Here is a 20,821-nt window from a genome sequence, read left to right on the forward strand (position 1 = left end):
CAGATAAAGAAACGCGCGTTCAAAAGCTCATGCAGAAGCCGCCCAAAATTCCCGAATCCGTCCTCGTCGTCATTCATACGCCCGAGCTCGACGTGCTCATCATCGAACGCGCGGATCACAAGGGCTTCTGGCAATCGGTGACGGGCTCGAAGGATCACATCGACGAGCCGCTCATCGAGACCGCCGCGCGCGAGGTGCAGGAAGAGACGGGCATCGTGATAGGCAGCGCGCTCGTGCCCGAGAACGCGCTGCTCGACTGGCATCACAGCATTCAGTACGAGATTTATCCGCAATGGCGGCATCGCTACGCGGAAGGGATCATGCGCAACACTGAGCATCAGTTCAGCCTGCTCGTGCCACATTGTCTCGAAGTGACGCTCGCGCCGCGCGAACACACCGCGCATCTCTGGCTGCCGTTTCGCGAGGCCGCCGACCGATGCTTCTCGTGGTCGAACCGGGAAGCGATCCTGCAATTGCCCGAGCGCCTCGCGGCGCATAACCGATGATCGGACTGCGTCCCCGGCGCAGTTTCAAGCGGCTGCGCCAGGCGCTGTTCTCCGGCCGCCGGCCGCCGCGCTTATGCTTTACGACGGGCAATCACGTCAGGCTCTTCAAAGGTGGCGTGCAGTTCTTTCCGGCGTTGATCGAGCGGATCGACAACGCGCGCAAATCGGTGTCGCTCGAAACCTACATCTTCGCCAACGACGACATCGGTCGCGCCGTCTCCGATGCGCTCGTGCGCGCCGCCGAGCGCGGCGTCACGGTGCGCGTGATCACGGATGGCATCGGCACGGAAAGCAATCTGCCGATGTTCGAGCTCTGGAAGGCGCGCGGCGTCGAGCATCGCATCTATAACCCGCATCTGCTGTTCGGTCCGCAAGGCTGGTCGCGCACGCATCGCAAGCTCGCGCTGATCGACGAGACCTTTGCGTTTTGCGGCGGCATCAATATCGTCGACGACTACGACCAGAACGGCACGCGTCTGGAGCGTCCGCGCTGGGATTTCGCGATGGAGGCGCAAGGCCCCGTCGTCAAGGACGTGCGCGAAGCGTTCGATCTCCAATGGCAGCGCATCCGGCTCGGCGTGAAGCCGCGTCAGCCGTCGCAGCCGGGTTGTGAAACGCAAGAGAGCGATCGCGCGCCCGGCCGATGGAACGCCCGTCGCGCCATGCTGGCACGCCGGCGCGCGCGTCTCGGCGAGATTCACGCGGTCGATCGCCCGTGCGTCGCGTTCGTCGCGCGCGACAATCTGCTCAACCGGCGCGCGATCGAAAAGGCGTATCTGCGGGCGATCGCGAACGCCGAGAGCGAAGTCCTGCTGGCGAATCCTTACTTCATGCCGGGTCGCAAGCTGCGGCGCGCGCTTGTCAACGCGGCGGAGCGCGGCGTGCGCGTGTCCCTCGTCATCGGTCGTAAAGAGTTCGTCGCGCTCGATTACGCGACGCCGTTTCTCTACGGCAATCTGCTCAAGCATGGCGTGAGGATCGCCGAGTATGAGAAGACGATGCTTCACGGCAAGGTCGCGGTAGTGGACGCGGACTGGGCGACCATCGGCTCATCCAATCTCGATGCGCTTTCGCTCGTGCTCAACAACGAGGCCAACATGGTGCTCGTCAATCATTCCGAGATCGCGGGGTTGCACGACGCCATTCTTCAGGCTTTTGACGAAGGCCGCCCCATCGACGAAAAACACTATGCGGCGCGGCCCGTTACGGAGCGCACGCTTAATTGGCTGGCTTATAACACGTACCGGCTGATGATGAAGGTGATCACTATCGGGCAGTACGATTAACCTGCCTTTTAGCAGCGATTGCGCAAAAATACATACCGACAAGCAGCGCTGGAGAAGGCTTCCCACGAATCGGGAAATTCGGGCAGTCACTTACAGGCAGTCCGTACATAAAACGCGACAATGAACCCGGACATTGTTGAGATTTATCCTATAGACAAGGCTTGGCGTTTTAGAAATGCGTGTCTAAAAATCTGCTTGTATCACCAACGTTCGGCCATAATAATAGAACGGCCGTTCGATTTTACGGGTCACATAAGAACGGTAGGGACATCATGCGAAAAGGCGAACAGACGCGGGCCGCGATTCTCGACGCAGCGCTGGAGTTGGCAAGTCGGGACGGGCTGGAAGGGCTGACGATCGGCCTGTTGGCCGAACGGATGCAAATGAGCAAGAGCGGTGTGTTTGCGCATTTCGGGTCGCGCGAGGACTTGCAGGTGGAAGTGGTGCGCGAGTACCACAGGCGCTTCGAAGATGAGGTGTTCTTTCCGAGCCTGCGTGAGGTGCGAGGCCTGCCGCGATTGCGCGCGATGATGAATCGCTGGATGGAGAAACGCATCCAGGAAGTGACCACGGGTTGTATCTATATCAGCGGAGCGGTGGAGTACGACGACCGCGCCGCGAGCGCCGTGCGCGAGCAGCTCGTGCATAGCGTGAGCATGTGGCGCGAGGCGCTGCTGCGCGCGATCCGCCAGTCGAAGGACGAAGGGCATCTGAAGGCGGAAACCGATCCGCATCTGATGTTGTTCGAGCTGTACAGCTTTACGCTCGGCCTGCATCACGACGCGCGCTTCCTGCATCTGCCGGAAGCCGTGCAACTGACGCGGGACGCGCTGGAAAAGACGATTCAGTCGTATCAGACGTCGAGTGCGGGCGCGAATGGAAGCGTTGCGCAGCCGACTCCGATCCCGGCCACGAATCTGACATCGCAACAGACCGACAGCCGTTAGCGGCGCCGTTCGAATCGACAAAGGGTTCGGCGGCGCGCAACCAGACGCTTGAAGAAACTGGAGAGACTCATGGGACAGTACGCCGCCCCCCTTCGCGACATGCAGTTCGTGCTGCACGAAGTGCTGAACGTGGAAGCCGAATTGAAGAGCATGCCGAAGCATGCCGACCTCGACGCCGACACCATCAATCAGGTGCTCGAGGAAGCCGGGAAGTTCTGCTCCGAAGTCGTGTTCCCGCTCAATCAGAGCGGCGACCGCGAAGGCTGCACTTACGAGGGCGATGGCGTCGTGAAGACGCCTGCCGGCTTCAAGGAAGCTTATCGGCAGTACATCGATGCAGGCTGGCCCGCGCTCGGATGCGATCCCGAGTATGGCGGCCAGGGTTTGCCCGCGTTCGTGAACAACGCGCTCTACGAAATGCTCAACTCGGCGAATCAGGCCTGGACGATGTATCCGGGCCTGTCGCACGGCGCCTACGAATGCCTGCATGCGCACGGCACGCCGGAGCAGAAGTCGACGTATCTCTCGAAGCTCGTCTCGGGCGAGTGGACCGGCACGATGTGCCTCACGGAACCGCATTGCGGAACGGACCTCGGCATTCTGCGCACGAAGGCCGAGCCGAATCCCGACGGCTCGTACGCGCTCACCGGCACGAAGATCTTCATTTCGAGCGGCGAGCACGACATGGCCGAGAACATCGTTCATCTGGTGCTCGCGCGTCTGCCCGGCGCGCCGATGGGCACCAAGGGCATCTCGCTTTTCATCGTGCCGAAGTTCGTACCGGACGCGAACGGTGCGGTCGGTGCGCGCAACGACATCAAGTGCGGCTCGATCGAGCACAAGATGGGCATTCATGGCAACGCGACCTGCGTGATGAACCTCGACGGCGCGAAGGGCTGGCTCGTCGGCGAGTCGAACAAGGGCTTGAACGCGATGTTCGTGATGATGAACGCAGCGCGTCTGGGCGTCGGCATGCAGGGTCTCGGGCTGACTGAAGTCGCGTATCAGAACTCGCTCGTGTACGCGAAAGAGCGTCTGCAGATGCGCTCGCTGACCGGCCCGAAGGCGCCGGAGAAGGCCGCCGATCCGATCATCGTGCATCCGGATGTGCGTCGCATGCTGCTCACGCAGAAGGCCTATGCCGAGGCAGGCCGCGCGTTCACGTATTGGGCGGCGTTGAATATCGACAAGGAACTGTCGCATGCGGATGAAGCCGTGCGCGCCGAAGCCGCCGATTTTGTCGCGCTGCTGACGCCGGTCATCAAGGCTTTCCTGACCGATAACGCGTTCGAAGGCACGAACATGGCGATGCAGATCTACGGCGGACATGGCTTCATCTCCGAATGGGGCATGGAGCAATACGTCCGCGATGCGCGCATCAACATGATCTACGAGGGCACGAATTCCATTCAGGCGCTGGACCTGCTGGGCCGCAAGATTCTCGGCGACATGGGCGCGAAGCTGAAGCGCTTCGGCAAGCTGGTTGCGGACTTCGTCGAGCAGGAAGGCGTGAAGCCGGAGATGCAGGAGTTCATCAATCCGCTCGCGGATATCGGCGAGAAGGTGCAGAAGCTCACGATGGAGATCGGCATGAAGGCCATGCAGAATCCCGATGAGGTCGGGGCTGCTGCTGTGCCCTATCTGCGCACTGTCGGGCATCTCGTGTTTTCTTATTTCTGGGCGCGGATGGCGAGGGTTGCGCTCGATCGTGCCTCGGGCGGTGATGCTTTCTATAAGGCCAAGCTGGCCACCGCGCGGTTCTATTTCGCCAAGCTGCTGCCTGAGACCGCTTCTACGATTCGCGCTGCTCGGGCCGGTGCCAAGCCTATGATGGATTACGACGAAGCGTTGTTTTGATGTTTTTGCTTTCGCTTCTGCTTTCGCTTCCGGGTGATCCCGTTTTCGTGTCGGTCTATTAGCACTGCCCCTGTGCGGGGCGGCAGTGCTAATGGACCGACGCGAAAACAGGATTGCACGAAGGCGGAAGCGAACCCGAGCGAAAGCGAAAGCGAACAAAAAAGCGAAAGCCGCAGCAAGACGAAACCCCAAACATTCACGAACCCCGGAGTGACCCCACCGTGAACGTCAAAAAAGTCGCCGTGCTCGGCGCGGGCGTGATGGGCGCGCAGATCGCCGCCCATCTGATCAACGCCCGCGTCCCGGTCATGCTCTTCGACCTTCCGGCCAAGGAAGGCCCGAAGAACGCCATTGCGCTGAAGGCCATCGAGAATCTGAAGAAGCTGTCGCCCGCCCCGTTCGGCGTGAAAGACGACGCTCAGTACATCGAGCCCGTGAACTACGACGACGACATCGAGAAACTGAAAGAATGCGATCTCGTGATCGAAGCCATCGCGGAGCGCATGGACTGGAAGCACGATCTCTACAAGAAGGTCGCACCGCACATCGCGCCGCACGCGATCTTCGCGAGCAACACGTCGGGCCTGTCGATCACGGAGCTGTCGAACGGCTTCTCCGATGAACTCAAATCGCGCTTCTGCGGCGTGCACTTCTTCAATCCGCCGCGCTACATGCATCTGGTCGAGCTGATCCCGACCGCATCCACGAAGCCCGGGATCCTCGATCAACTCGAAACGTTCCTGACGAGCGTGATCGGCAAGGGCGTCGTGCGCGCAAAAGACACGCCGAACTTCATCGCGAATCGCGTCGGTGTGTTCTCGATTCTCGCGGTCATCGCCGAAGCCGAAAAGTTCGGCCTGCGCTTCGACGAAGTCGACGATCTCACCGGCTCGCGCCTCGGCCGCGCGAAGTCCGCGACGTTCCGCACAGCCGATGTCGTCGGTCTCGACACGATGGCGCACGTCATCAAGACGATGCAGGACAACCTGCCCGACGATCCGTTCTTCGCCGTCTACAAGACGCCGCCCGTGCTCGACGCGCTCGTCAAGAACGGCGCGCTCGGCCAGAAGACGGGCGCGGGTTTCTATCGCAAGGAAGGCAAGGCGATCAAGGTTCTCGATCCGAAGACGGCTTCTTATGTCGATGGCGGGGCGAAAGCCGACGAACTCATCGGCCGCATTCTGAAGCGTCCGCCAGCCGAGCGTTTCAAGCTCTTGCGCGAAACGGACAACAAGCAGGCGCAGTTCCTCTGGGCGATCTTCCGCGACGTGTTCCACTACATCGCGGTCCATCTGGAATCGATCGCGGACAACGCGCGCGACGTCGATCTCGCGATCCGCTGGGGCTTCGGCTGGAACCAGGGACCGTTCGAAAGCTGGCAAGCCGCGGGCTGGCAGCAGATCGCGAAGTGGGTCCAGGAAGACATCGATGCAGGCAAGGCGCTCTCGAACGCGCCGCTGCCCGCGTGGGTGCTCGATGGTCCCGTCGCCGAGAAGAACGGCGTGCACACGGACGAAGGTTCGTGGTCGCCCGCCGCGCGCCGTTTCGAGCCGCGCTCGAGGCTGCCCGTGTACGAGAAGCAGGTGTTCCGCGCGCCGCTCGTCGGTGAGACGGGCGCCGATCCGAAGACCTACGGCAAGACGCTCTTCGAAACCGAAAACGTGCGCGCGTGGCTCGACGACGATCAAAGCGATGTCGTGATCGTGTCGTTCAAGTCGAAGATGAACACCATCGGTCCGGGCGTGATCGACGGCCTCACGCAAGCCATCGAACTCGCGGAGAAGGAATACCGTGGCGTCGTGATCTGGCAGCCGACTTCGCTGCAACTCGGCGCGCCGGGCGGTCCGTTCTCGGCGGGCGCGAATCTCGAAGAAGCGATGCCCGCGTTCATGATGGGCGGCGCGAAGGGCATCGAGCCGTTCGTGAAAAAGTTCCAGCAAGGCATGATGCGCGTGAAATACGCGAACGTGCCGGTCGTGTCGGCGGTTTCGGGCATTGCGCTCGGCGGCGGTTGCGAGCTGCTGCTGCATTCGGCGAAGCGCGTCGCGCATGTCGAGAGTTATATCGGTCTCGTCGAAGTGGGCGTCGGTCTCGTGCCGGCGGGCGGCGGTCTCAAGGAAGCGGCACTGCGCGCGGCGGAAGCGGCGAGCGCCGTCAACGCGACCAGCGATCTGCTCAAGTTCCTGCAGAAGTCCTTCGAAAACGCGGCGATGGCGAAAGTGTCGTCCTCCGCATTCGATGCCCGCGCGATGGGCTATCTGAAGCCGTCCGACACGATCGTCTTCAACGTGCACGAACTGCTCGACATCGCGAAGAAGGAAGCGCGCGCATTGAGCGCATCGGGCTATCGTCCGCCGTTGCGCGCGAAGCAGGTGCCGGTCGCGGGCCGCTCGGCGATCTCGACGATCAAGGCGTCGCTCGTCAACATGCGCGACGGGCGCTTCATCAGCGATCACGACTATCTGATCGCGAGCCGTATCGCCGAAGCCGTGTGCGGCGGCGATGTCGAAGCGGGCAGTCTCGTCGACGAAGAATGGCTGCTGGCGCTGGAGCGCCGCGCGTTCGTCGAGCTGCTCGGCACGCAAAAGACGCAAGAGCGAATCATGGGCATGTTGCAGACCGGCAAGCCGGTGCGTAACTAAGCGGAGCTGCATAAGATGAGCAAACAACTTCAAGACGCATACATCGTCGCCGCGAGCCGCATGCCGATCGGCAAGGCGCCGCGCGGCGTGTTCAGGAACACGCGCCCGGACGAGCTGCTCGTCCACGCGATCAGATCGGCCGTCGCGCAGGTGCCGGGGCTCGATACGAACGTGATCGAGGACGCGATCGTCGGCTGCGCGATTCCCGAGGCCGAGCAAGGACTGAACGTCGCGCGCATGGGCGCGTTGCTCGCGGGCTTGCCGAACACCGTCGGCGGCGTCACGGTGAACCGCTTCTGCGCGTCGGGCCTGACGGCGCTCGCGATGGCGGCGGACCGCATCCGCGTCGGCGAAGCCGATGCGATGATCGCCGGCGGCTGCGAGTCGATGAGCATGGTGCCGATGATGGGCAACAAGCCTTCGCTGTCGCCGCATATCTTCGATCGCAACGAAGATGTCGGCATCGCGTACGGCATGGGGCTGACGGCGGAGCGCGTCGCGGAACGCTGGAAGGTGAGCCGCGAGGCGCAGGACGCGTTCGCCGCGGAGTCGCATCGCAAGGCGTTGGCCGCGCAGCAAGCGGGCGAATTCGCCGATGAAATCGCCGCATACACGTTGAACGAGCGCTTCCCCGATCTCGCATCGGGCGAAGTTCGCGTGAACGCGCGCGAGATCGCGCTCGACGAAGGTCCGCGCGCGGATACGTCGGTCGAAGGTCTCGCGAAGCTGCGTCCCGTGTTCGCGAACAAAGGCTCGGTGACGGCGGGCAACAGCTCGCAGACGTCGGACGGCGCCGGCGCGCTGATCGTCGTGTCGGAAAAGATCCTGAAGCAGTTCAACCTCACGCCGCTCGCGCGCTTCGTGAGCTTCGCGGTGCGCGGCGTGCCGCCCGAGATCATGGGCATCGGGCCGAAGGAAGCGATTCCGGCCGCGTTGAAGGCGGCGGGCCTGAAGCAGGACGATCTCGACTGGATCGAGCTGAACGAAGCGTTCGCGGCGCAGGCGCTCGCGGTGATCGGCGATCTCGGACTCGATACGTCCAAGGTCAATCCGCTCGGCGGCGCGATCGCGCTCGGCCATCCGCTCGGCGCGACGGGCGCGATCCGCGCGTCGACGGTCGTGCACGGCCTGCGTCGCCGCAACCTGAAGTACGGCATGGTGACGATGTGCGTCGGCACCGGCATGGGCGCGGCGGGCATCATCGAGCGGCTTTGACGCAAACGGTCCGCGAGTGCCGAAAGCTCGCGGACCGACAAAGGAGACAGCGGATGGAGATTCAGATCGAACGCGCGGACGGCGTGCTGAGCATCGTGCTCAATCGTCCGGAAAAGAAGAACGCGATCACCGCGGCGATGTATCAGGAAATGGCCGACGGCCTCTACGAAGCCGAGATGGACCCGACCGTGCGCGCGGTGCTGATCCGCGCGAACGGCACGACGTTCTCCGCCGGCAACGACCTCGATGACTTCCTGAACGATCCGCCGAAGGGACTCGACGCGCCCGTCTTCCAGTTCCTGCGGCGCATCGCCGGTTTTCCGAAGCCGATCGTCGCGGCGGTCGCGGGCACGGCGGTCGGCATCGGCACGACGATGCTCCTGCATTGCGACATCGTCTACGCGAGCCCGAACGCGAAGTTCTCGCTGCCGTTTTCGCAACTGGGGCTGTGTCCGGAAGCGGCGTCGAGCCTGCTGCTGCCGCGCACGGCGGGTTATCAGCGCGCGGCGGAAAAGCTCTTGCTGGGCGAAGCGTTCGACGTGAACGAAGCGATCGGCATGGGCTTCCTCAACGGCGCGATCGATGCCGCCGAACTCGACGCCTACGCGTTCGACAAGGCGAAGCGGCTCGCGCTCCTGCCGGCGTCGTCGCTGCGCGTGACCAAGTCGCTGATGAAAGGCGCGCACGCGCACGAAGTGACCGCGCGCATGGAAGACGAAGCCGCGCATTTCTCGCGGATGCTCGTCGCGCCCGAAGCGCGCGAGGCGTTTCAGGCGTTCTTCGAGAAGCGCAAGCCGGACTTCAGCAAGTTCGAATAGCTCGGATAGTTCGAATAGCGCGCTTCACTCGACATCGTATTCGACGAAGCTGTTCTCGCGCGCGAAGCTGACGAGCCGCAGGCCCGCCTGCTTCGCGATCGAAATGGCGAGCGAGGTCGGCGCGGAAATCGTCGCGATCATCGGCACGCCGACGCGCGCCGATTTGCGCACGAGTTCATAGCTCGCGCGGCTCGACAGGAACACGAAACCTTGCGTCGTGTCCTCGCGGCGCAGGATCAACTGGCCGATGAGCTTGTCGAGCGCGTTATGCCGCCCGACGTCCTCGAAGGCGTAGCGCACTGCGCCGTTTTCGTCGCACCACGCGGCGGCGTGCAGACCGCCCGTCAGCTTCGTCAATTGCTGATGCGCGGGCAATTCGCGCGCGGCGCGTTCGATCGCATCGGGCGCGAGACGATTCAGAAAGCCGGTCTCCGGCACGCGTTCCGGCTGAAGATCGAGCAAGTCGATGCTTTCGATGCCGCACACGCCGCATCCGGTGCGCCCGGCGAGCGCGCGCCGCTTGTCCTTCAGCGACGCGAAAGCCTGCTGCACGACCTGCAGATGCACTTCCGCATGCGGCAACGCGACGCCGTCATCCCGCAAATAAACCTCGATATCGTGGATATCGCTGCCGCGCTCAACTATGCCTTCCGTCATCGAAAAGCCCACTGCGAACGCTTCGAGATCGCGTGGCGTGCACATCATCACCGCGTGCGAAATGCCGTTGAAAACCAGCGCGACGGGCCATTCCTGACCGACGTTGTCAGCGGCGATCGCAACTTCGTTCTTGCGATGCCTGCGCACCTGGCGCTCGACGAAGCCGGGTTGGTCGTCGGTTTCGAGTTGTTCCACTTCAATGCTCCTGACCGCTCACTTCGAGTAAAGTCGGGTATGTGACTTGCTGCCAAAAGTTGCTGTCCGCACGCATCGCGACGCGAACAGCGGCTAGATTGCAATGGTTCCAGCCAGATCCAAGGCCCTACAATAACTTAAGCGGGCATCGCGCGCCGCGCCGCCCGCTTCAATCCAACGAGGCTTCGCTATGGGACTTTACGACGCCGCGCGTCTCTTCGGATTCGAAGTCGAATCCTCTGACAATCTGCGCTTCATTCCGCTTGCCGTGCGCTTCAATCTCGACCGCTTCGGCATGCGCATCTCGCTTGACCAATGGCAGCAGCTTCCTTACGAAGATCGCGCGTTGCTGGCGCGCTTTCCGATCGAAGAAGAGGCCGAGCTCGAGAAGAACTTCGACCTCGCGCTTGAAGAGATGCTGAAGACGCACGCCAATGCCGCGCCCGAAAAGATCGAACGCGACCCCGATCCGGTGTGGATGCACGCCGATGCCGTGCCGGAAACCGTGATCCGTCAAAGCAGCCTCTCCGGGATCAGCGCGCCGAGTCTCGATCGCTGGGGCCAACTCGATCGTTTCCAGCGTTACGCGCTCGCGAAACTCTCGCGCAACACGGACAAGGTCAATCACGATTTCCTGCCCGCGATGAAAGAGTTCGGTCTCACGGAGTGAGCACGCGGCTCGCAAACGTTAAGCAGCCGCTTTAATCAGATTATTTGCGGGTGAGCCCTAAATGTCGGGCGAGAGGCGCCGTTAATGGACGTTATCCATTAATCGGGCGTGGAGCCGTTCGCCACGCCGCGCATTGCGTTCGATGTGCGCGCATCAAAGGGATTAGCCCGCTCTTCATGACTCGATTCCTCTCCAGAGGTTTGCTCGTCAACATTGCCGTCGTGCTGGCCGCGCTCGGCGCCAACGCGTTCGTCGCCTGCGAGCGGATCGGCGGTCTGCGTGAAAGCGACGCGCGCACCTTGCGCTCGATGAGCCTGCTGCGCGACCTCGCGAACTATCGCAGCACGCTCGGCGAATCGCTGACGCAACTGAGCCGCTTCGAAGCGACCGGCATCGCGGAAACCGCAGCGGGCCATCAGGAACGCGTGGCGCATCTCGACGCGCTCGAAAGCGGCCTGCGCGCGCAGTTCGAGATGGAGCCCGGCATGATGGGCGCATTCGATGCGCTCGCCGCCCGCGCCGCCGTCATGCGGCACGACGCCGACGTCGCCTTCGAGCGCGCGAGGAAGGCGAGCCCCGACGCGTCCCGTGCATGGGCCGATGCGGCGTTCGTTACGCTCGGCGAGGATCAGCAAGGCGTCGACGACGAGCTCGCGGCGGTGCGCTCGCGCATCGACAACGCGACGATCGGCGCGCTCGATCAGTCCGCGCGGGCGTCGAGCGGCGCCATGCTGCTGCTCGTCTTCACGATGCTCGCGGGCAGCGCCGTGCTGATCTGGCTCTTCGCGAGTCGCGAGCGGCAATCGCGCGAGAAGCTCGGCGCGGGGCGCGCGCGCCAGCGCAGCAACGAGCGCTTTCGCGGCATGTTCGAGGCGCATCCGGTGCCGATGTGGATCGTCGATAGCGAGACGATGCGCTTCGTTGCCGTGAATCAGGCCGCGATCGAACACTTCGGCTTCAACGAGCCGGAGTTCATGAACATGACGCTGCGCGATCTGCATCATGCGGACGACTTCGACAGCTTCGCCGCGCGTCTTGCGCGCAGCGGCGGCGAAGGCGGCGAGCGGGGCGAGCGCGCTCAGTCGGGACGAGGTTCGGCGGGCGTCTGGCGCTATCGCTGCAAGGACGGATCGATCGTGGGCGCGGACGTGTCGCATCACTCGCTCATCTACTCGAGCCGGCCGGGCATCTTCATGCTGGCGAACGACGTGACCGACCGCATCAACGCGGAAGCCGAAGCGCGCCGCTCGAACGAGATGCTCGAAGCGGTCATCGACAACATTCCGCAGCGCGTGTTCTGGAAGGACCGCGAACTGCGCTATCTCGGCTGCAACAATGCGTTCGCGCGCGATGCGGGTCTCGCGTACAACGAGCAGGTCATCGGCAAGACGGATTTCGACTTGCCGTGGAGCGCGCTCGCGGATCTCGTGCGCGCGGACGACGAAGAGGTCATCGTCACGACCGTGCCGAAGATGCATCACGAGCGCGACATCGTGATGGGCGACCAGTTGCGCACCGTCGTTTCGAGCAAGCTGCCGTTGCTCGACGGCGAAGGGCAGACCATCGGCGTGCTCGGTTCGTATCACGACGTCACCGATCACAAGCGCGCCGAACTCGCGCTGCGTCTGCAAAGCCGCGCGCTGGACGCGAGCGTGAACGCGATTCTGATCACCGGCGTCGTCGATGGCGCGAACGTGATCGAGTATGCGAATCCGGCGTTCAAGCGCATCACGGGTTATGACCCGAGCGAGGTCATCGGCCAGGATTGCCGCTTTTTGCACGGCCCGGACGGAGATCAGGAAGGGCTAACGTCGATCCGCCGCGCCCTCGATGCGAACATGGAAGCGAGCGTCGTCGTGCGCAACTATCGCAAGGACGGCGCGCTCTTCTGGAACCAGCTCTTCGTCGCGCCGGTGCCGAACGCGCAGGGCATGACCACGCATCACATCGGCATCATCAACGACGTGACCGATCTGATGCGCTATCAGGAAGAGCTCGAATATCAGGCGAATTACGACACGCTCACGCGCCTGCCGAATCGCAATCTGCTGAAAGATCGCCTGCAGCACGCGATAGAAACGGCGCGGCGGCGCGATGCGAAGATCGCAGTCGTGTTCATGGATCTCGACGGCTTCAAGAACGTCAACGACAGTCTCGGCCACAGCGTCGGCGACCGTCTGCTTGCGGTGATCGCGGAGCGGCTCGCGCGCTCGGCGCGTACGAGCGATACGGTCGCGCGTCACGGCGGCGACGAGTTCGTCGTCGTGCTGCCGGACATCACCGACGAAGCCGGTCTCATCGTGTGGATGGAGCGCACGCGCGCGGCGATCTCCGAACCGGTGTGGATCGACGACACCGAGCTGTATGTCGGCTGCAGCATGGGCGCGAGTCTTTATCCGCAAGACGGCGACGACGCCGAAACCGTGATGAAGAAGGCCGACCTCGCGATGTATCGCGCGAAGGACATGGGCCGCAACAACTATCAGTTTTATCAGCCGGAGATGAACGCGAGCGTCGGCGCGCGCATGAATCTCGAACGGCGCTTGCGGCGCGCGCTGCGCGACGGCGAATTCCTGCTGCACTATCAGCCGCAGGTCGACATGTCGACGCGTCAGATCGTCGGCATCGAAGCGCTCGTGCGCTGGCACGACCCCGAGCAAGGGCTCGTGTCGCCGGCGTCGTTCATTCCGGTGGCGGAGGAGAGCGGGCTGATCGGACCGCTTTCCGAATGGGTGCTGCGCGAAGCGTGCCGGCAGAACAAGGCGTGGCAGGATGCGGGGCTGCCGCCGGCGCGCGTGTCGGTGAACTTGTCGGCGCGGCATTTCCAGCAGCGCGACATCGCCCGGCTCGTGACTTCTGTGCTCGAAGAGACGGGCCTTGCGCCGCGCTATCTCGAACTCGAACTCACCGAAAGCGCGATCATGCGCAACGCCGAGGAAGCGATCACGATGCTCTCGGAGCTATCGGCGCTCGGCATCGGTATTGCAATCGACGACTTCGGCACCGGCTATTCGAGCCTGTCGTATCTCAAGCGCTTTCCGGTGCATCGGCTGAAGATCGATCGCTCGTTCGTCGCGGATATCGGCTCGTCGGGCGACGATGAAACCATCACGTCGGCGATCATCGCGCTCGCGCATTCGCTCGAGATGCAGGTGATCGCGGAGGGCGTCGAAACGCACGCGCAGCACGATTTCCTGCGCGAGCGCGATTGCGACGAAATGCAGGGCTACCTTTTCTCGCGCCCGATGCCGCACGAGGCGATTCCGGGCCTTTTGCAGCAGGGCGTGCTGCCCCACTAATCGATTTTTATCAGTCCAGCGACGGCAGCACGCGCGGGCGGCGATCGCGGTCAGTCGCGACGTAGGTGAGCGTCGCTTCCGTCACCTTGACGACTTCTTCGGCGAGGCTCATGCGCTGCGCCCAGACTTCGACCGACACCGTGATGGACGTGTTGCCCGTCTTGACGATGTCGGCGTAAAAGCTCAGCAGATCGCCGACGAAAACCGGGTGCTTGAACAGGAACGAATTCACGGCGACGGTCGCGACGCGGCCGTTCGCGCGGCGGCTCGCCGGAATGGAGCCGGCGATATCGACCTGCGCCATGATCCATCCGCCGAAGACGTCGCCGTGGACGTTGGCGTCGGCGGGCTGCGGCACGACGCGCAGCGCGACGTGTTTCTCAGGAAGATTGGGATGGTCGGTCATGGGAGGCGTTCCGGTTTGCAAGGCGGCGCGAAGGCTGGCGCGCGTGAGCGGCCTCTTGAACCTTCTGCGACAATGCCTATTTATGAATGAGCCCGATTGCGCGCGACGTCGCGCCAGGGCTTGCAGCAAATTGTACGGGAAAGCATCCAGACGAAGTTGCGCCCGTTTCGACGATAAAAACCTTCCCCACGCCGCGCCCGACTCCATTCGCGCGACGCGCTCGAACGATACGAACTCATGCGCCGCTTCCCGAACGCAGAGCCCGGGCCCGCGCAGCAAGGCCCGCGCAACGACTGGCAGACGATCCGCTCGCTGCTGCCTTATCTCACGACGTACAAATGGCGCGTCGCGTTCGCGCTGACGTGCCTCATCGGCGCGAAGGTCGCGAACCTCGGCGTGCCGATCGTGATGAAGCGCATCGTCGACGGCCTCGCTTCCGTGCAGCATCTCACCGCGCTCGGACGCGCGAACGATTCGCCGGGCATCGTGCTGATCGGCGGAATCGGGCTGCTCGTCGTCGCGTATGCGGCCGCGCGGCTTTCTACGTCGCTCTTCACCGAGTTGCGCGAACTGCTCTTCGCCAAGGTCACGGAAAGCGCCGTGCGGCAACTCGCGCTGCAAGTGTTCCGGCATCTGCATTCGCTGTCGCTGCGCTTTCATCTGGAGCGACAGACGGGCGGCATGTCGCGCGATATCGAACGCGGCACGCGCGGCATCCAGCAGCTCGTTTCGTATTCGCTCTACAGCATTCTGCCGACGCTCGTCGAGGTCGGGCTCGTGCTCGCGTTCTTCGTGACGAAGTACGAGGCGTATTACGCGATCGTCACGTTCATCGCGCTCGTCACGTATATCGTGTTCACGGTGAAGGTGACGGAGTGGCGCACGCACTTTCGCCGCACGATGAACGATCTCGATTCGAAAGCGAATTCGCGCGCGATCGATTCGCTGCTCAACTACGAGACCGTGAAATACTTCGGCAACGAAGAGTGGGAAACGCGCCGTTACGATGAAAATCTTCAGCGCTATCGCGCGGCCGCGATCAAGTCGCAGCGCTCGCTGTCGATGCTGAACTTCGGGCAGCAGACGATCATCGGCGTGGGGCTCGTTTTCATCCTCTGGCGCGCGACGCAGGGCGTGATGGCGGGGCGTCTGACGCTCGGCGATCTCGTGCTCATCAACACCTTCATGCTGCAGTTGTACATTCCGCTGAATTTTCTCGGCGTCGTGTATCGCGAACTCAAGCAGGCGCTGACCGACATGGATCGCATGTTCACGCTGCTCGGCGCGGGCCGCGAAGTGCCCGATGCGCCGAACGCGCCCGCGCTTGCCGTGCGCGGCGGCGAAGTGCGCTTCGAGAACGTGAGCTTCGCGTATGAGAAGGCGCGGCCGATCCTGCATGGCGTCGATTTCACGATTCCCGCGGGCACGACGACGGCGGTCGTCGGACACAGCGGCTCGGGCAAATCGACGCTCGGCCGGCTGCTCTTTCGCTTCTACGATCTCGATCGCGCGCAGGGCGGCAGCATTCGCATCGACGGGCAGGACATTCGCGACGTCACACAGGATTCGTTGCGCGCGGCGATCGGCATCGTGCCGCAGGACACCGTGCTCTTCAACGATTCGATCTATTACAACATCGCGTACGGGCGTCCTTCGGCGAGCCGCGACGAAGTGATCGCGGCGGCGCGCGCGGCGCATATTCACGATTTCATCGAGGCGTTGCCGGCGGGCTATGACACGGCCGTCGGCGAGCGTGGATTGAAGCTGTCGGGTGGCGAGAAGCAGCGCGTCGCGATCGCGCGCACGCTGCTCAAGAATCCGCCGATTTTGATCTTCGACGAAGCCACGTCCGCGCTCGATTCGAAGTCCGAGCGCGCGATTCAGCACGAACTCGACTCGATCGCGCGCGAGCGGACGACCCTCATCATCGCGCATCGGCTATCGACGGTCGTGCATGCGCAGCAGATCATCGTGATGGATCACGGGCGCATCGTCGAGCGCGGCACGCATGCGGAGTTGCTGCGTGCGGGCGGGCTGTTCGCCCAGATGTGGGCGCTTCAGCAACAGCGCGCCGCCAGCTCCGGCGAAGGAGAGGCGGCGCTGGCGACACTGGGCGAATGACGCGCTGTCCTCACTCCATCGCGTGCGCGCCGCCGATGGCGACGCCATCGTGCGATTGCGAAGCCGTCGACGACCAGCGCAGCCACTGACCGCGCAGTACGAAGAGCGCGCCGAACGCGCACGTTGCGAGCACGCCGAACGTGGCGAAGCCCATTTGATAGCTGCCCGTGCTTTCCTTCGCGATGCCCATGATGACCGGCAGATAGAACCCGCCGATACCGCCCGCTGCGCCGACGATTCCCGACAGCAATCCCGTCTTGCCCTTCCAGCGATGCGGGACGAGCTGGAACGTCGAGCCGTTGCCCAGGCCGAACGCGATATACAGGCAGATGAGAATCGCGAGACCGCCCGCGACCGGCGGCATCCAGATCGCGAACGCGAAGTCGCCGATGGCGATGGCCGCGAGCAGCACGAGCAGCGCACGCACGCCGGTCACGCGATCGGCGACATAACCGCCGAACGGACGCACGATCGCGCCGAGAAACGCGAGCAGCGACATGAAGAGGCCGGCTTCGAGCTTCGGCATCTGATAAAGCGAGGTAAGCAGCAGCGTCACATACGACGACATGCCGACGAAACCGCCGAACGTGATGCTGTAAATGAGCATGATGACCCACGTATCGCGCTCGCCGAGCACCGACCGATAATGCCGCGGCAGCACCGCGATCGCAATGAGCGCGCCGATCACCGGCAAGAGCAGCACGCCCGCCTTGCCGCCGCCGAACACGCCCGCGTTGACCGCGAGCACCAGCACGATCAGGCTCACGAGCGTCACCGCGAAGCTCGACAGCGCGCGCATCGTGCTGCCGGTTTTCACGCCGGCGTCGGACGCCCATGCGAAGAGCGCGACGCCCGTAATCGCGAGCAGCGGCAGCGCGGCGGCGGTCGACATCTGCCAGCCGAAGGCATCGGCGAGATGCGGGAACAGGAAGCCGTCGAGCACCGCGCCGATGTTGCCTGCCGCGGCGAGTCCGAGCACGAGGCCCTGCACCTTCGGCGGATAGTTGCTGCCAGCCATCGGCAACGCGACGGCGAAGCTCGCGCCGCCCATGCCGAGGAACACGCCGAGCACAAGCAACACCGCATACGACGGCACGCCGGGCATGAGCGGCAGCACGATCGACGGAATCGACGAGAGCAGGACGCCCATCAGCGCGACGCGCCGTCCATCGGTCGATTGATAGAGGTTGCCGAGCGTCACGCGCAGAATGGCGGCGGCCAGCACCGGCACCGCGACGAGAAAGCCTTGCTGCGCGGCGGACATCGTCACGTCGCGTCCGATGAACGGCGCGAGCGGCCCATACAGTACCCAGACGGTAAAGCCCGTATCGAAGTAGAGGAAGCAGGCGAGGAGCGAGCGCCAGTTGCCGCTCTTGAGCGATGCGATCAGATTGGACATTGCGGGTTCCGTATATGCGCGTACTGCCGAATGAGCACGCGACGGCCCCGAAAATTGCAAGCATCATGCCAATGGAATGCATATTTACCGATGCGCCGGGTAGCGCAAGGGTCGGCGAGGGATCAGAGCACGCGTGAGGTTCCGCGTCCCGCAAACCGACAGCACCGCGTCCGTGCGTGACCGCATGCGAATGGTGCGCCGCGCCTTCGCACGGCTCATGCGCCCGCTAGAATGCGTTCTTTGCCAAGGAAGCGCCGCGCGCGCCCGAGAAACGCATGGAACTGAAATGGCTGGAAGACTTCGTGTCGCTCGCGGAGACGCGCAGCTTCAGTCGATCCGCCGAGCTTCGGCACATCACGCAGCCCGCGTTCTCGCGACGCATTCAGGCGCTCGAAGCGTGGCTCGGCACGGAACTCATCGACCGGTCGGTGTATCCGACGCGCCTCACGCAAGCCGGCAACGTGTTCTACGAGCAGGCGCTCGCGATGCTCTCGCAGTTCCACGAAGCGCGCACGCTGTTGCGCGGACAAGGCGGCGTGCCGTCGGCGACCATCGAATTCGCCGTGCCGCACACGCTTTCGCTCACGTATTTTCCGCGCTGGCTCGAACACATCGAGGCGCGGCTCGGACGCATCCGCACGCGGCTGCGCGCGCTCAATGTGCACGATGCGGTGCTGTCGCTCGTCGAAGGCGGTGTCGATCTCGTGATGGGCTATCACCATCCGAGTCATCCGGTTGCGCTCGATCCCGCGCGCTACGACATGCTCACGCTCGGCGCCGAACCGATCAGCCCGTTTTCCGCCGTGACCAAAGGCGGACGCGCGCGCTTCACGCTGCCCGCGACGGCCGAATCGCCGGTGCCGTATCTGTCGTACACGCCTAATGCGTACCTCGGGCGCATGACGGAAGTCATCATCGCGACCGCGCCGACGCGCCTCTATCTCGACAAGGTCTATGAAACCGACATGGCCGAAGGTCTGAAAGCGATGGCGCTCGCCGGTCATGGCGTCGCGTTCCTGCCGCACAGCGCTGTCGAGGATGCAGTGGAAGAAGGGCGGCTCGTGCGCCTCGATCGCGGCACGCGCGGCACGCCCGCCGGCCAGTTCACGCTGACGATGGAAATCCGCCTTTATCGCGACAAGCTCGCAGCGCAGGGCGAAGAGCCGCGACAGGCATTGATGCGCGCGCTATGGGACGCGGTCGGTGAGGAATTGCTGAAGGCGCAGCCTGAGAAGCCCGCGGCATAAGGCTCCGCGACGTTATGCAAGTTTTGCATGACGGGATAAGGAAACGGCATTGGATTTGGAAACGACGTTTTTCGACAATGAGCGAATTCCTTCACCGCTGGAGCATCAATGTCTGCCTCGAAGCAACCTGTGCAAGCGCCGGACGCAAAACACGCTATCCCGTCGTATCTCCATGCCGATGATCTCGGTCCCTGGGGAAACTATCTGCAACAGGTCGATCGCGTTGCCCCGTATCTCGGTTCTCTCTCCCGCTGGCTCGAAACCCTCAAGCGCCCGAAGCGCATTCTCGTCGTCGATTGCCCGATCGAGCTGGATAACGGCACCGTCGCGCATTTCGAGGGTTATCGCGTGCAGCACAACACGTCGCGCGGTCCCGGCAAGGGTGGCGTGCGTTACCACCAGGACGTGACGCTCTCCGAAGTGATGGCGCTGTCCGCGTGGATGTCGGTGAAGAACGCGGCGGTAAACGTGCCGTACGGCGGCGCGAAGGGCGGCATTCGTGTCGATCCGCGCACGCTGTCGCGTGGCGAACTGGAACGCGTGACGCGTCGCTATACGAGCGAGATCGGCATCATCATCGGGCCGAACACGGACATTCCCGCGCCGGACGTGAACACGAACGAGCAGATCATGGCGTGGATGATGGACACCTACTCCATGAACCAAGGCCAGACGGCAACCGGCGTCGTGACCGGCAAGCCGATTTCGCTCGGCGGTTCGCTCGGCCGCAAGGAAGCGACGGGGCGCGGCGTGTTCGTCGTCGGCACGGAAGCGGCGCGGCGCATCGGCATGGAGATCGAAGGCGCGCGCATCGCGGTGCAGGGCTTCGGCAACGTCGGCGGCATCGCGGCCAAGCTGTTCCAGGAAGCGGGCGCGAAGGTCATCGCCGTGCAGGATCACACGGGAACGATTCATAACTCGAAGGGCATCGATACCGTCGCGCTGCTCGATCACGTCGCGAAGAACGGCGGCGTGGGCGGCTTCGCGGGCGCGGATCCGGTACAGGCGGAAGAATTCTGGATGATCGAAAGCGACATCCTCATTCCGGCCGCGCTGGAAAACCAGATCACCGAGAAGAACGCGTCGAAGATCCGCACGAAGATCGTCGTCGAAGGCGCGAACGGCCCGACCACGACCGCGGCCGACGACATCCTCAACGACAAGGGTATCCTCGTGATCCCGGACGTGATCGCGAATGCGGGCGGCGTGACCGTGTCGTACTTCGAATGGGTGCAGGACTTCTCGAGCTTCTTCTGGACCGAGGACGAGATCAATCAGCGTCTCGAGCGCGTGATGCGCGAAGCGTTCGCGGGCGTGTGGCAGGTCGCGAGCGAGCACAAGGTATCGGTGCGCACGGCGGCGTTCATCGTCGCGTGTACGCGCATTCTGCAGGCGCGCGAGATGCGCGGGCTGTATCCCTGATTCGGTGTCAGGCGGTCGTGCCCTTTAATTGATTGCGGGCGGCATTTCATTCGGAATGCCGCCCGCATTTGCATGAAAGCGACAAGTCGGCCGACTCGCTGCATTCGGTCAAGCATGGTCACAAAAACGCCAGT

At 63.4% G+C, this 20,821-nt stretch carries 15 protein-coding genes; 12 read left to right on the forward strand and 3 right to left on the reverse strand.

What is annotated here, in order from left to right; translation table 11 throughout:
* Positions 1–29: 29 nt before the first annotated feature.
* The 7 genes from nudB (at position 30) to NCS67_RS01190 (ending at position 9,271) form a co-directional block, all read left to right on the forward strand.
* Positions 30–506, forward strand: a complete 477-nt coding sequence (gene nudB, locus NCS67_RS01160; protein ID WP_008351611.1) for a dihydroneopterin triphosphate diphosphatase — start codon at positions 30–32, stop codon at positions 504–506.
* The gene (locus NCS67_RS01165; RefSeq protein ID WP_034470584.1) at positions 503–1,792 is read left to right on the forward strand and encodes a phospholipase D-like domain-containing protein; all 1,290 of its coding nucleotides are present in this window, start codon (positions 503–505) and stop codon (positions 1,790–1,792) included. The genes nudB and NCS67_RS01165 overlap by 4 nt, the downstream gene beginning before the upstream one ends.
* 272 nt (positions 1,793–2,064) lie before the next feature.
* Positions 2,065–2,739 carry a TetR/AcrR family transcriptional regulator gene (locus NCS67_RS01170; RefSeq protein WP_008351607.1) on the forward strand — a complete coding sequence of 225 codons (675 nt, stop codon included), beginning with the start codon at positions 2,065–2,067 and terminating at the stop codon, positions 2,737–2,739.
* Positions 2,740–2,808: 69 nt separating this feature from the next.
* Positions 2,809–4,596: an acyl-CoA dehydrogenase C-terminal domain-containing protein gene (locus NCS67_RS01175; protein WP_008351605.1), complete on the forward strand. Its 1,788-nt coding sequence runs from the start codon at positions 2,809–2,811 to the stop codon at positions 4,594–4,596.
* Positions 4,597–4,817: 221 nt separating this feature from the next.
* Positions 4,818–7,238, forward strand: coding sequence for a 3-hydroxyacyl-CoA dehydrogenase/enoyl-CoA hydratase family protein (locus NCS67_RS01180; RefSeq protein WP_350029125.1), 2,421 nt, complete (start codon positions 4,818–4,820; stop codon positions 7,236–7,238).
* A 15-nt stretch (positions 7,239–7,253) separates the two neighbouring features.
* Positions 7,254–8,453, forward strand: a complete 1,200-nt coding sequence (locus NCS67_RS01185) for an acetyl-CoA C-acyltransferase (RefSeq protein ID WP_250433653.1) — start codon at positions 7,254–7,256, stop codon at positions 8,451–8,453.
* Positions 8,454–8,506: 53 nt separating this feature from the next.
* Positions 8,507–9,271, forward strand: coding sequence for an enoyl-CoA hydratase (locus NCS67_RS01190; protein ID WP_008351601.1), 765 nt, complete (start codon positions 8,507–8,509; stop codon positions 9,269–9,271).
* A 24-nt stretch (positions 9,272–9,295) separates the two neighbouring features.
* On the opposite strand, the gene fdhD is transcribed toward NCS67_RS01190, so the two are convergent.
* Positions 9,296–10,123 carry a formate dehydrogenase accessory sulfurtransferase FdhD gene (fdhD, locus tag NCS67_RS01195; RefSeq protein WP_250433655.1) on the reverse strand — a complete coding sequence of 276 codons (828 nt, stop codon included), beginning with the start codon at positions 10,121–10,123 and terminating at the stop codon, positions 9,296–9,298.
* Between the two features lie 190 nt (positions 10,124–10,313).
* On the opposite strand from fdhD, the gene NCS67_RS01200 reads away from it, so the two are divergent.
* Positions 10,314–10,793: a nitrate reductase associated protein gene (locus NCS67_RS01200; protein WP_008351596.1), complete on the forward strand. Its 480-nt coding sequence runs from the start codon at positions 10,314–10,316 to the stop codon at positions 10,791–10,793.
* 176 nt (positions 10,794–10,969) lie between these two features.
* Positions 10,970–14,092, forward strand: coding sequence for a sensor domain-containing protein (locus NCS67_RS01205; protein WP_250433657.1), 3,123 nt, complete (start codon positions 10,970–10,972; stop codon positions 14,090–14,092).
* A gap of 10 nt (positions 14,093–14,102) precedes the next feature.
* Here the strand turns inward: NCS67_RS01205 and NCS67_RS01210 are convergent, their stop codons facing one another.
* On the reverse strand, positions 14,103–14,498 hold the full coding sequence (locus NCS67_RS01210; protein ID WP_008351593.1) for an acyl-CoA thioesterase: 396 nt from the start codon (positions 14,496–14,498) through the stop codon (positions 14,103–14,105).
* A 237-nt stretch (positions 14,499–14,735) separates the two neighbouring features.
* Here NCS67_RS01210 and NCS67_RS01215 point away from each other — a divergent pair, with 237 nt between their 5' ends.
* Positions 14,736–16,619: an ABCB family ABC transporter ATP-binding protein/permease gene (locus NCS67_RS01215; protein ID WP_008351592.1), complete on the forward strand. Its 1,884-nt coding sequence runs from the start codon at positions 14,736–14,738 to the stop codon at positions 16,617–16,619.
* 10 nt (positions 16,620–16,629) lie between these two features.
* Here the strand turns inward: NCS67_RS01215 and NCS67_RS01220 are convergent, their stop codons facing one another.
* The gene (locus NCS67_RS01220; RefSeq protein WP_175979791.1) at positions 16,630–18,018 is read right to left on the reverse strand and encodes an MFS transporter; all 1,389 of its coding nucleotides are present in this window, start codon (positions 18,016–18,018) and stop codon (positions 16,630–16,632) included.
* A gap of 275 nt (positions 18,019–18,293) precedes the next feature.
* Between NCS67_RS01220 and NCS67_RS01225 the strand changes: the two genes are divergently transcribed.
* Together NCS67_RS01225 and NCS67_RS01230 are read left to right on the forward strand one after the other, a co-directional pair.
* On the forward strand, positions 18,294–19,265 hold the full coding sequence (locus NCS67_RS01225) for a LysR substrate-binding domain-containing protein (RefSeq protein ID WP_008351590.1): 972 nt from the start codon (positions 18,294–18,296) through the stop codon (positions 19,263–19,265).
* 108 nt (positions 19,266–19,373) lie between these two features.
* Positions 19,374–20,687, forward strand: coding sequence for a Glu/Leu/Phe/Val family dehydrogenase (locus NCS67_RS01230; protein WP_008351589.1), 1,314 nt, complete (start codon positions 19,374–19,376; stop codon positions 20,685–20,687).
* Positions 20,688–20,821: the final 134 nt, after the last annotated feature.

Source organism: Caballeronia sp. ATUFL_F2_KS9A (genome assembly GCF_023630765.1).
Lineage (GTDB): Bacteria > Pseudomonadota > Gammaproteobacteria > Burkholderiales > Burkholderiaceae > Caballeronia > Caballeronia zhejiangensis.

Coding starts and splice junctions, on each gene's coding strand:
- nudB (WP_008351611.1), top strand. CDS start 30: ATGCAGAAGCCGCCCAAAATTCCCGAATCCGTCCTCGTCGTCATTCAT.
- NCS67_RS01165 (WP_034470584.1), top strand. CDS start 503: ATGATCGGACTGCGTCCCCGGCGCAGTTTCAAGCGGCTGCGCCAGGCG.
- NCS67_RS01170 (WP_008351607.1), top strand. CDS start 2,065: ATGCGAAAAGGCGAACAGACGCGGGCCGCGATTCTCGACGCAGCGCTG.
- NCS67_RS01175 (WP_008351605.1), top strand. CDS start 2,809: ATGGGACAGTACGCCGCCCCCCTTCGCGACATGCAGTTCGTGCTGCAC.
- NCS67_RS01185 (WP_250433653.1), top strand. CDS start 7,254: ATGAGCAAACAACTTCAAGACGCATACATCGTCGCCGCGAGCCGCATG.
- NCS67_RS01190 (WP_008351601.1), top strand. CDS start 8,507: ATGGAGATTCAGATCGAACGCGCGGACGGCGTGCTGAGCATCGTGCTC.
- NCS67_RS01200 (WP_008351596.1), top strand. CDS start 10,314: ATGGGACTTTACGACGCCGCGCGTCTCTTCGGATTCGAAGTCGAATCC.
- NCS67_RS01205 (WP_250433657.1), top strand. CDS start 10,970: ATGACTCGATTCCTCTCCAGAGGTTTGCTCGTCAACATTGCCGTCGTG.
- NCS67_RS01210 (WP_008351593.1), bottom strand. CDS start 14,498: ATGACCGACCATCCCAATCTTCCTGAGAAACACGTCGCGCTGCGCGTC.
- NCS67_RS01215 (WP_008351592.1), top strand. CDS start 14,736: ATGCGCCGCTTCCCGAACGCAGAGCCCGGGCCCGCGCAGCAAGGCCCG.
- NCS67_RS01220 (WP_175979791.1), bottom strand. CDS start 18,018: ATGTCCAATCTGATCGCATCGCTCAAGAGCGGCAACTGGCGCTCGCTC.
- NCS67_RS01225 (WP_008351590.1), top strand. CDS start 18,294: ATGGAACTGAAATGGCTGGAAGACTTCGTGTCGCTCGCGGAGACGCGC.
- NCS67_RS01230 (WP_008351589.1), top strand. CDS start 19,374: ATGTCTGCCTCGAAGCAACCTGTGCAAGCGCCGGACGCAAAACACGCT.